The organism is Gilliamella sp. Choc5-1, from assembly GCF_001690595.1.
In the GTDB taxonomy this organism is placed as follows: domain Bacteria; phylum Pseudomonadota; class Gammaproteobacteria; order Enterobacterales; family Orbaceae; genus Gilliamella; species Gilliamella apicola_M.
In genome coordinates, this window is record NZ_LZHH01000098.1 from 1 (window position 1) to 11,781 (window position 11,781).

Annotated in this window: 10 protein-coding genes, 2 rRNA genes and 1 pseudogene; 12 read left to right on the top strand and 1 reads right to left on the bottom strand. The window is 37.8% G+C overall.

Features of this window, described 5'->3' with window-relative positions; all coding sequences use genetic code 11:
* The first annotated feature begins 154 nt into the window (after positions 1 to 154).
* From A9G35_RS08565 to cobB, 10 genes and pseudogenes are all read left to right on the top strand, one after another.
* Positions 155 to 3,054 (top strand): 23S ribosomal RNA (locus tag A9G35_RS08565).
* Positions 3,055 to 3,211: 157 nt separating this feature from the next.
* Positions 3,212 to 3,327: ribosomal RNA gene (rrf, locus tag A9G35_RS08570) — 5S ribosomal RNA — on the top strand.
* A 77-nt stretch (positions 3,328 to 3,404) separates the two neighbouring features.
* Positions 3,405 to 3,968, top strand: coding sequence for a pseudouridine synthase (locus A9G35_RS08575; protein ID WP_065636508.1), 564 nt, complete (start codon positions 3,405 to 3,407; stop codon positions 3,966 to 3,968).
* Between the two features lie 121 nt (positions 3,969 to 4,089).
* Positions 4,090 to 5,013: pseudogene (ftsY, locus tag A9G35_RS08580) on the top strand (signal recognition particle-docking protein FtsY); the annotation flags it as partial.
* A 9-nt stretch (positions 5,014 to 5,022) separates the two neighbouring features.
* Positions 5,023 to 5,682 carry a cell division ATP-binding protein FtsE gene (gene ftsE / locus A9G35_RS08585; protein WP_065636509.1) on the top strand — a complete coding sequence of 220 codons (660 nt, stop codon included), beginning with the start codon at positions 5,023 to 5,025 and terminating at the stop codon, positions 5,680 to 5,682.
* A complete protein-coding gene (ftsX, locus tag A9G35_RS08590; protein ID WP_065636510.1) occupies positions 5,682 to 6,653 on the top strand; it encodes a permease-like cell division protein FtsX in 972 nt (323 codons plus the stop codon). Before ftsE ends, ftsX begins: the two co-directional genes overlap by 1 nt.
* 201 nt (positions 6,654 to 6,854) lie before the next feature.
* Positions 6,855 to 7,715 (top strand): RNA polymerase sigma factor RpoH, encoded by an 861-nt coding sequence (gene rpoH / locus A9G35_RS08595; RefSeq protein ID WP_065636511.1) that lies wholly within the window; start codon positions 6,855 to 6,857, stop codon positions 7,713 to 7,715.
* A gap of 111 nt (positions 7,716 to 7,826) precedes the next feature.
* Positions 7,827 to 8,120 (top strand): hypothetical protein, encoded by a 294-nt coding sequence (locus A9G35_RS08600; RefSeq protein WP_065636512.1) that lies wholly within the window; start codon positions 7,827 to 7,829, stop codon positions 8,118 to 8,120.
* A 163-nt stretch (positions 8,121 to 8,283) separates the two neighbouring features.
* Positions 8,284 to 9,099: a hypothetical protein gene (locus A9G35_RS08605; RefSeq protein ID WP_065636513.1), complete on the top strand. Its 816-nt coding sequence runs from the start codon at positions 8,284 to 8,286 to the stop codon at positions 9,097 to 9,099.
* Between the two features lie 56 nt (positions 9,100 to 9,155).
* Positions 9,156 to 9,839: a Sir2 family NAD+-dependent deacetylase gene (gene cobB / locus A9G35_RS08610; protein WP_065636514.1), complete on the top strand. Its 684-nt coding sequence runs from the start codon at positions 9,156 to 9,158 to the stop codon at positions 9,837 to 9,839.
* A gap of 3 nt (positions 9,840 to 9,842) precedes the next feature.
* Here cobB and mtgA read toward each other — a convergent pair whose 3' ends face one another.
* Complete coding sequence (mtgA, locus tag A9G35_RS08615) at positions 9,843 to 10,535, bottom strand: monofunctional biosynthetic peptidoglycan transglycosylase (protein WP_065636515.1); 693 nt, start codon at positions 10,533 to 10,535, stop codon at positions 9,843 to 9,845.
* Between the two features lie 641 nt (positions 10,536 to 11,176).
* Here mtgA and A9G35_RS08620 point away from each other — a divergent pair.
* Positions 11,177 to 11,542: a hypothetical protein gene (locus A9G35_RS08620; RefSeq protein ID WP_065636516.1), complete on the top strand. Its 366-nt coding sequence runs from the start codon at positions 11,177 to 11,179 to the stop codon at positions 11,540 to 11,542.
* Positions 11,539 to 11,781 (top strand): transposase (locus A9G35_RS08625; protein ID WP_065636273.1); only part of this gene is annotated, 243 nt, incomplete at its 3' end. The genes A9G35_RS08620 and A9G35_RS08625, both read left to right, overlap by 4 nt.

Below are 11,781 nucleotides of genomic sequence, written 5' to 3' on the forward strand. Positions count from 1 at the left end.
AGTGAATAGAAAGATAAAGCTCTTTAACAATTAGGAACAAGCTGAAAGAAACGAGTTCTCGTTTTTACGGAAGGAAGCGATATATAGATATAGGCGACTGGAAGTAAGAAAGAGAAGAAAGCGTAATTAAAACCAAGACAACTGTGAGTTGTAAGGTTAAGAAATTAAGCGTACACGGTGGATGCCTAGGCAATCAGAGGCGAAGAAGGACGTGTTAATCTGCGAAAAGCGACGGTAAGCTGATAAAAAGCGTAATAGCCGTCGATGTCCGAATGGGGAAACCCAGTGTAGGAAACTACACTATCATCTAATGAATTCATAGTTAGATGAGGCGAACCGGGAGAACTGAAACATCTAAGTACCCCGAGGAAAAGAAATCAACCGAGATTCCCTGAGTAGCGGCGAGCGAAAGGGGAGGAGCCCAAGCGGGTAGCATATCGTATTAGTGGAAGCGTCTGGAAAGTCGCACGATAGAGGGTGAAAGTCCCGTACACGAAGGTGTGATATGTGGAAGCTTATAGAGTAGGGCGGGACACGTGATATCCTGTCTGAAGAAGGGGGGACCATCCTCCAAGGCTAAATACTCCTGATTGACCGATAGTGAACTAGTACCGTGAGGGAAAGGCGAAAAGAACCCCGGGAGGGGAGTGAAATAGACCCTGAAACCGTGTACGTACAATCAGTGGGAGCTGTTACCGTTGGGTGATAGTGACTGCGTACCTTTTGTATAATGGGTCAGCGACTTATATTCTGTAGCGAGGTTAACCGAATAGGGGAGCCGAAGGGAAACCGAGTATTAACTGTGCGTTAAGTTGCAGGGTATAGACCCGAAACCCGGTGATCTAGCCATGGGCAGGTTGAAGGTTGGTTAACACTAACTGGAGGACCGAACCGACTAATGTTGAAAAATTAGCGGATGACCTGTGGCTGGGGGTGAAAGGCCAATCAAACCGGGAGATAGCTGGTTCTCCCCGAAAGCTATTTAGGTAGCGCCTCATGAATGACTGTTGGGGGTAGAGCACTGTTTCGGCTAGGGGGCCATCCCGGCTTACCAACCCGATGCAAACTCCGAATACTGACAAGTTGAATCATGGGAGACACACGGCGGGTGCTAACGTTCGTCGTGAAGAGGGAAACAACCCAGACCGCCAGCTAAGGTCCCAAAGTCATAGTTAAGTGGGAAACGAAGTGGGAAGGCTTAGACAGCTAGGATGTTGGCTTAGAAGCAGCCATCATTTAAAGAAAGCGTAATAGCTCACTAGTTGAGTCGGCCTGCACGGAAGATGTAACGGGGCTAAAACTATGCACCGAAGCTGCGGCAGTGCACGCAAGTGTATTGGGTAGGGGAGCGTTCTGTAAGCCGTAGAAGGTGTGTTGTGAGGCATGCTGGAGGTATCAGAAGTGCGAATGCTGACATAAGTAACGATAAAGCGGGTGAAAAGCCCGCTCGCCGGAAGACCAAGGGTTCCTGTCCAACGTTAATCGGGGCAGGGTGAGTCGACCCCTAAGGAGAGGCCGAAGGGCGTATCTGATGGGAAACGGGTTAATATTCCCGTACTGGCTATAACTGCGATGGGGGGACGAAGAAGGCTAGGTTTACCACCTATTGGATGGTGGGTTAAGCGTGTAGGGGTGTGATTAGGCAAATCCGGTCACTAAGACTCTGAGGCGTGATGACGAGCTGCTAAGGCAGTGAAGTAATTGATGCCCTGCTTCCAGGAAAATCCTCTAAGCTTCAGGTTATAGTTAATCGTACCCGAAACCGACACAGGTGGTCAGGTAGAGAATACTAAGGCGCTTGAGAGAACTCGGGTGAAGGAACTAGGCAAAATGGTGCCGTAACTTCGGGAGAAGGCACGCTGATGTGTAATTGAAATCCCATGCGGACGTAGGTGAAATCAGTCGAAGATACCAGCTGGCTGCAACTGTTTAATAAAAACACAGCACTGTGCAAACACGAAAGTGGACGTATACGGTGTGACGCCTGCCCGGTGCTGGAAGGTTAATTGATGGGGTTATGCTTATGCAGAAGCTCCTGATCGAAGCCCCAGTAAACGGCGGCCGTAACTATAACGGTCCTAAGGTAGCGAAATTCCTTGTCGGGTAAGTTCCGACCTGCACGAATGGCGTAATGATGGCCAGGCTGTCTCCACCCGAGACTCAGTGAAATTGAATTTGCCGTGAAGATGCGGTGTACCCGTGGCAAGACGGAAAGACCCCGTGAACCTTTACTATAGCTTGACAGTGAACATTGAGCCTTAATGTGTAGGATAGGTGGGAGGCAAAGAAGCATGCACGCCAGTGTGTGTGGAGTCGACCTTGAAATACCACCCTTTAATGTTTGATGTTCTAACCTATACTTCTGAATCGAGGTAAGGGACACTGTCTGGTGGGTAGTTTGACTGGGGCGGTCTCCTCCCAAAGAGTAACGGAGGAGCACGAAGGTTAGCTAATCCTGGTCGGACATCAGGAGGTTAGTGCAATGGCAAAAGCTAGCTTGACTGCGAGAGTGACGGCTCGAGCAGGTACGAAAGTAGGTCATAGTGATCCGGTGGTTCTGAATGGAAGGGCCATCGCTCAACGGATAAAAGGTACTCCGGGGATAACAGGCTGATACCGCCCAAGAGTTCATATCGACGGCGGTGTTTGGCACCTCGATGTCGGCTCATCACATCCTGGGGCTGAAGTAGGTCCCAAGGGTACGGCTGTTCGCCGTTTAAAGTGGTACGCGAGCTGGGTTTAGAACGTCGTGAGACAGTTCGGTCCCTATCTGCCATGGGCGTAGGAAAATTGAGAGGGTTTGCTTCTAGTACGAGAGGACCGAAGTGAACGCACCGCTGGTGTACGGGTTGTGATGCCAATTGCATTGCCCGGTAGCTACGTGCGGAATAGATAAGTGCTGAAAGCATCTAAGCACGAAACTAGCCTTGAGATGAGTTTTCCCTGAAGAGATTCAGTAAGGTCCGTTTGAGACTAAGACGTAGATAGGTCAGGTGTGTAAGTGTAGTGATACATTGAGCTAACTGATACTAATGAACCGAGAGTCTTAACCTTACAACTCGGAGTTGTTTTGGGTTACGCAGGAGTTATTGATAGCGTAGAAAAGCATCGATAAACGAAGAAGGATTGATAAAACAGTTTGTTCCGAATTGAGCGATTGATGTCGATATGAGATAATGGACATCAGTTGAGAAAGAGAAGACAGAATATGTCTGGCGGTAATAGCGCGGTGGTCCCACCTGACCCCATGCCGAACTCAGAAGTGAAACGCCGTAGTGCCGATGGTAGTGTGGGTATTACCCATGTGAGAGTAGGGTGCCGCCAGACTTTTAAATACACGAGCCCAGCAGCAATGCTGGGCTTTTTTGCTTTCAGGGTTTTAATTGATTAATATAGATTGGTAAATGAATACTTTAATAGCTTTCAATAAACCATTTAATGTCATAACTCAATTTTCACCGCATGAAAAATATCAGACATTAAAAGATTTTATACAATTACCTAATTTTTATCCTGCAGGACGTTTGGATACCGATAGTGAAGGGTTATTATTATTAACAAATAATGGAAAATTGCAATCCAAAATCAGCTCACCGAAATTTAAATTACCTAAAACTTATTGGGTACAAGTTGAAGGTATTATCAATCAACAAGCTATAAATAAACTAAGAAAAGGCGTACAATTAAAAGAATTTCACACAGCGCCAGCTATAGTAAATTTTCTTGATGATCCAAAAGAACTATGGGAAAGAATCCCTCCTATTAGAGAACGCAAAACCGTACCTACTTCATGGGTAAGTATTACAATCTCGGAAGGAAAAAACCGACAAGTTAGACGAATGTGTGCTGCAGTTGGTTTTCCTTGTTTAAGATTGGTGAGAGTTCAAATTGGAAAATATAATTTATTTACTCATCAGTTGCCATTAAATGATTGGCGATATATCACAACTCAAGATATTTATTTTTAACAAAAGATTTGAAAAAATAATATTAGTCTCTTTTATTGAATGCATTGGGCTTTATTCTAAAATAAGATAGAATGATCATTAGAAATGATCTTTGGGTAAATTATTTATGTTTGAACAAAAAAAAGAAGGATTTTTCTCTCGGTTAAAAAAAGGTCTTTTTAAGACCAAACAAAATATTGGATCTGGTTTTCTTAGTTTATTTAAAGGCAAAAAGATTGATCAAGCGCTATTTGAAGAGCTAGAAGAACAATTGCTTATTGCTGATGTAGGCTTTGATACAACACAAAAAATTATAGATAGTTTAACAAAACAAGCTTCAAGAAAAGAACTGAAAGATGCTGATGCATTACATGAGCTTTTAAAGCAAGAAATGAACTCAATTTTAAGTGGTGTCGATAAGCCTCTTGATATTAATAGCCACAAACCTTTTGTTATTTTGATGGTTGGTGTTAATGGTGTAGGCAAAACAACGACAATTGGCAAATTAGCCCGTCAATTTCAACAACAAGGCAAATCTGTTATGCTTGCCGCTGGTGATACCTTTCGTGCAGCGGCTGTTGAGCAGTTACAAGTCTGGGGAGAGCGTAATAACATTCCTGTAATTGCACAACATACTAACGCTGATTCAGCATCTGTCATCTTTGACGCAATACAGGCAGCAAAAGCCAAGAAAATAGACGTATTAATTGCTGATACTGCTGGTCGTTTACAAAACAAATCTCATTTAATGGACGAGCTCAAGAAGATAGTACGAGTCATTAAAAAGCAAGACGAAACGGCACCGCATGAAATTATGTTAACAATTGATGCAGGCACAGGTCAAAATGCAATTAGTCAAACCAAGCTTTTTAATGAAGCTATTGGTGTTACAGGCATGACATTAACGAAACTAGATGGTACTGCAAAAGGCGGAATTATTTTTAGTATTGCAGATCAGTTTAGTATTCCTATACGTTATATTGGAGTAGGTGAAAAAATTGATGATTTAAGACCTTTTGTTGCCGATGATTTTATTAATGCTTTGTTTGATCAAGCAGATGAATAGAGATAAATCATGATTCAATTTGAACGCGTAAGTAAAGTTTATTCTGGCGGGAAATCGGCATTACAAAATATAAACTTTACCTTATTACCGGGAGAAATGGCATTTTTAACAGGGCATTCTGGTGCTGGTAAAAGTACTTTAATGCGGTTGATTTGTGGTTTAGAAAAAGCTAATGATGGAAAAGTTTTATTAAATGGTATTGATGTTTCAGGATTAAGTAAGCACGAAATGCCTTTTTTACGTCGCACGATTGGGATGATTTTTCAAGATCATCAGTTATTAATGGATCATACTGTTTATGATAATGTTGCAATTCCATTAATCATTTTAGGTAAATCAGCAGAAGAAATTCGCAGGCGCGTTTCGGCATCATTGGATAAAGTTGGATTATTAAATAAAATGAAATTTTATCCAATACAGTTATCAGGAGGAGAACAGCAACGAGTTGGTATAGCACGAGCAATTGTTAATCGTCCTAGTGTTTTACTTGCTGATGAACCTACGGGTAATTTAGATGATAAGCTATCTAAAGATATCTTAAAGCTTTTTGAAGAATTTAACCAAGCAGGTGTAACGGTTTTGATGGCGACTCATAATATGGGGCTTATTCGCCGCAGACACCATCGAATACTGCATTTAAATCAAGGGCTTTTAGAGGTTAGAAGTTAATGAATTACGCTAATAATAAACCGACAAAATTAAAGAAAAAAGACAATAATAGTTTTTTTTCTCGTTGGAAAAGACAAATTGGTTATGCTTGGCGTAATACTTTTAATGATTTTTCTCAACATATTTTTGCCTCTTTATTAACCATTTTTGTTATTGCTATTTCAATTACTTTGCCAACTATTAGTTACCTTCTTTGGAAAAATGCTAATCAAACAGCAAAACAATGGTATCCAACGCCTAATTTAACTATTTATATTAATAAAGATTTAACCCACGAACAAACAGCTGAATTGATTGTTAAACTTAAATCTTATCCTGAAGTCGATCAAATTGATTATCTTTCTCGAGAAAGAACAATAGAAGAATTTAAAACATGGTCTGGATTTAGTAATGCATTGGATTTATTAGACGAAAACCCACTACCAGCCGTAGCTATTGTTATGCCTAAAGAAGAAGCAAAAAAAACAGTTATATTGCATCAATTACAAACGGAATTACTTAAACTTGATGGTATAGATGATATAAAGTTAGATGATAGTTGGTTTACTCGATTAACCGCGTTAACCAACATGATTAAATCTGTTGTATGGATCATTTCGGTATTTATGATTATTGCTGTATCACTTGTAATTGGTAATAGTATTCGTCTAAATATTTTTGCTAGAAAGCAAACTATTGTTGTAATGCAATTAATTGGTGCAACGGAAGGATTTATTTTACGCCCTTTTTTATATAGTGGTATTTTTATTGGTTTAGTTAGCTCAGTTGTTTCGTTGTTATTATCGGAAATATTTATTTTTCAAATAGAATCAATTATATTGAATGTTTCTGATATTTTTGGAACAATGATTCATCTTGAAGGCTTATTGTGGGATGAAAGTATATTAATTATACTTATTACTATGATTATAGGATGGTTTTCATCACTTATTGCGACAAAAAAATATTTAAAAATAACACGAATTACCTAGTTATTTTTCCGTAATTAACTAAAATATAAATCAAATTTAATAGTTACAGAGCTTAAGTGAATACTTATTAATTTAAAATAAAAAGTATGAACTAATTTATAGTTTACTAGTCTAATTAATAAATGAACGTTAGTTTAACGTTTTTAATTGTTACATTTAATTAATGATGTGACAAAATTACTTAATTTAAGGGGGAGTTAAATGAGTACTGATTTAAAAATGCAAGTAGGTGCTTTAATCCCACAAGGAAATATAGAATCATACCTTCGCATTATTAACACCTATCCAATGTTAACAGCAGAAGAAGAAAAATCATTGGGTGAAAAACTTTATTATCATGATGATGTTGATGCTGCTCGCCAGTTAATTTTATCTCATTTACGATTTGTGGCACATATTGCTCGCGGTTACTCAGGTTATGGTTTGCCACAAGCAGACTTAATTCAAGAAGGCAACATTGGGTTAATGAAAGCAGTACGACGTTTTAACCCTGAAATGGGTGTTCGTTTAGTCTCATTTGCTGTACATTGGATAAAAGCTGAAATTCACGAATATGTATTAAAAAACTGGCGTATTGTTAAAGTTGCAACAACTAAAGCACAAAGAAAGTTATTTTTTAATCTAAGAAAGACTAAACAATGTTTAGGATGGTTTAGTAGTGCTGAAGTGGATATGGTTGCTGATGAATTAGGTGTAAGCCGTAAAGACGTACTTGAAATGGAATCACGCATGTCTGCACAAGATATGTCGTTTGATATTGACAGCGACGACGATGACAATTCAATTGTTGCACCGGCCCTATACTTAGAAGATGACAACTCTAATTTTTCCAAATCAATTGAAAATGACAATTGGGAAAATGATGCGACAGATAAACTACATGACGCACTATCACAACTAGACGAACGTAGCCAAGATATAATTAAAGCGCGTTGGTTGGATCCTGATGAAAGCAAATCAACATTACAGGTTTTAGCTGACAAATATAGCGTTTCGGCTGAACGTATTCGCCAACTTGAAAAAAACGCAATGAAAAAGTTAAGAGTTGCTATCGAAGCATAATTTTTTATTAATATTAACTTCCTAAGCCTTACTTTAAAAAGTAAGGCTTTTTTATCATTTAAATAAATTCAACAGCCGAATTTGTGTGTTAGTTTTATAGGGGGATTTAAAATGTTAAAAAAATTTACAGCGTGTATATTATTTATTTTGGTCTCTTTTTGTCTTTTTGCTTGTAATAAAAACGACAAAAAGAGTACCGTAAGCATATCTACAGGTTCAGTCGAATGTGATAAATATCTAACTCTAATAAATGAATTACAAGCACAATCCAAAATTCCATCTGATTCTGAAAAAAATTTAGAAGCCAGTATTGAGATCTTCAAAGAACAACTACGAAAGCATCCAGAATCGACCAAAAGAGAATGCAACTCAGCTTATACAGCTTTACGAGCTGCAGCTCGTTAACTCATCAACAATAAACATTAATAAGTAAATTCACTACAGGATTATTGATATTGATAATCAACAATTTTAACTGTTTTTTTGCTAAATAACTGAATATATATGTTATAAAGTCTATATAAAAATAATATAGTTATAAATATGACAGTTAAGGTAACAATCTCAAATGAAGAAAAGAAAAATACAGTTATGGCTTGTAGCGATTATTTATTTCATACTTTCCTTGCCCTGCTTTGCCGATCTCAAAGTGATTCATGTTTTGGTGGCACTATGTGATAACAAATATCAAAAGATAGCACCAGTTCCAAAGGCGATAGGTAACGGTCAAGATCCCAAAAACAACCTTTACTGGGGAGCAGCTTATGGCTTTAAAACCTATTTTGCTAAACAAAAAGAGTGGCAAGTTGTGCAAATTAATCGTCCCAAATCAGGAATAATATTAGAAGAAATAATTTACAAACACCAAGACAAAGATGTTTATCTAATTGCACAGGCGTATAATGGCAAATATATTAACGATACTGTTGATGATTTTATTGATTATTCAGCAGGCAAAAAGGCAAAAGCGTTTAAATTAAATAATAAAATGGTAATGGCTGGGGGAAGTGCAGATCTAGTTGTCTATATAGGCCATGATTCACTAATGGAATGGTCATGGAAAAAATACTTACCCGATAGCTGGCGTTGGGAAACATTATCAAAAGAGCAACAAGAAAAACAAAAATCACGTTATGCGGCAGCATTTGCTTGCAAAAGCCAACAATACTTTACGCCACCACTATCGCGCCTAGGTATTACTCCACTTATTTTAACTTTGCACCGTATGGCGCCCGAAGCATATAGTGTGCACGCAATGATTAACGGTTGGTTAAATGGCGAATCAAAAGCAGATATTCGGTTAAAAGTGGCAAGCGCCTACAGTCAATACCAAAAACTTAGCAAACCTGCTTTGCATATTTTTACTACCGAATACAGCCAATAACTGGTTAGTATTTTACTTTCAATAACCTTAGTTAAATTGTAAAGGTGCAATGAATTATGACAATACCTAAAATAGTTATTCTAACCGGCGCGGGTATTTCGGCCGAATCGGGCTTATCAACCTTTCGAGCCCAAAATGGATTATGGGAAGGTTATGATGTTAATGACGTAGCAACTTACGAAGGCTATATGCGCAACCCAACAGCGGTACATGATTTTTATAATATGTTACGCCGTAAATTACAAAATCCAGACGTAAAACCGAACGCAGCCCACTTTGCGCTAGCTGAATTAGAACAGAAATTAGGCACTGATAATATCTTAATTGTGACACAAAATGTGGATAACTTGCACGAACAAGCCGGATCTAAAAATATTATTCACATGCATGGTGAATTATTAAAAGTCCGTAATGAAAAAACGGGACAGATAATTAATTGTTTTGACGATGTGAATTATCAACAAAACAAACTCATTCGCCCACATATAGTCTGGTTTGGTGAAATCCCCCTACAAATGGAACAAATTTATGATGCCCTTTCACAAGCGGATTATTTTATATCCATTGGCACATCAGGCAATGTCTATCCTGCCGCTGGGTTTGTACAAATTGCTAACCAAACAAGTGCAAAAACGATTGAACTGAACTTAGAGCCGAGCTTAGGTGAAAGTCTGTTTCAAACCAAAATTTACGGACTAGCAAGTAAAGTGGTGCCTGAATTTATAAAAACAATCATCTAACTATTATTTAAGTTTATCTAAATAATACTTACCGCCCAAATTATTCATTTGGGTACGAATCCATTCTGCTTTTTTTTGAATATGACTATTGGGATTAACAGGACTCCATTTTCTTGGATTAGGCAAAATCGCCGCTAGCAAACTTGCTTGAGTTGGCGTTAATTGGTTAGCACTAACCTTAAAATAGTGACGAGAAGCCGCTTCAATACCAAAAACACCCTCATCCCATTCAACGCTATTTAAGTAAATTTCCAATATACGCTGTTTAGACCAAGTAAGCTCGATCCAAAGCGTAAACCACGACTCAAACCCTTTACGAATCCAGCTACGCGATGACCATAAAAAAATATTTTTGGCAACTTGCTGAGTAATTGTACTGGCACCACGAATTTTTTTATTATTTTGGTTGTGTTTTAAAGCCCGATTCATCGCCTTAAAATCAAATCCCCAATGATTCGAAAAGTTTTGATCTTCGGCAGCAATAACGGCTATTTTAATGTTATCAGAAATCTGATCCCAATCTTTCCATATGCGTTGTTGAGTCATGTTCCAATGAGCGATTTTTCTTTCTATCATCAGCATTGAACCCAAAGGATTAACCCAACGCATTAACACAACAAGCAAAACGGACAATAGCATAAATCCCATTATCGCTTTTTTAGTTGTATTCAAGATTTTTTTGAATAAAGACTTCATGCTGATTTAGATAAAATAACGTAAAAAAATTAGCAAATAAGATACGATATATTAACGTTTTAATAAATAATTTTTTATAAACGCGGCGATTGTTTGTAACTATCCTACTTTACGCAATTTTTAGCTATCTTTTCTTGCAATATCAAATTCAACATCGAGCTGTGCATGTTGTAAAGTCGCCACCTTAAAGCCTTTCTCAACAAATAGCGGAATAACAGCAGCCCCACATCAAGTGGGGCTGTTTATTTGTCTATTTTACTGGTTATTTTTGTAAAAAATATTCAGGAGTGTATACCGTTTGGGGATTTAAAAATCAAAAAGAGTAATAGGCACTTTAATTGAAATAGCGTGTCATTAATCAATATTTAACTATTTAACAATTTAAATTATATAAATAATTTCAAAAAACACGGGTGCGTTTATGGCGGATTATTTTAATCATAACAAAGAACAATTCGCTGTTTTTTACAACTCAATTAGTAAAACCCTTAATAAAACTAAAAAAATTTTCAAAAAGGCTAGTCAAATAGTTTTCAAACGATTACGCGAAAAAAGCGAAACAGATCATTTAATGATCGATCGGGTATAAAAAATTAAATAAAACAAAACTTTACTTGACAAGGGAAATATGATGCAGTACCATGTTAAACACCGAACACTGGCAAACCTATGCCTTAAGCTTATCAAATAACGCCATTAGGCACGTTTTTACACTTTTCTTTCTTATATCCTCGACATTTTGGTTTAAATCATCACTAAAATCATTGGCAAAAATTGCATTACTGGCACTGCCGCTATTGTCATATTCGTGGCAATTGCAGGCAGCAAATGGTAGCAATAATCGAACTAAGCGTAGTGATGCAATAATAATGCCGTCGCAAGCTATCAGCTATGCTAGACCAAATCTTTTTTATTCGTATTCTTTGATTGGATCGGCTACACTAATTCATACAACTTTTTTAAGGGGTAAGGTAAACTTATCACAACTAAAAAAGGAACAAATATGAATAAGATTAAACGCAAAAGACGAACATTCACAGATGATTTTAAACACCAAATGGTCAGTCTTTATCAACATGGTAAATCACGTAGTGAAATCGTTGCAGAATATGATTTGACGCCATCAGCATTGGACCGTTGGATAACGCAATCAAGCCAAAGTGGCTCATTTAAAACAAAAGATAATCGCAGTCCACAAGAACAAGAGCTAATCGCGTTGCGTAAAGAGCTTAAACAGCTGCGTATG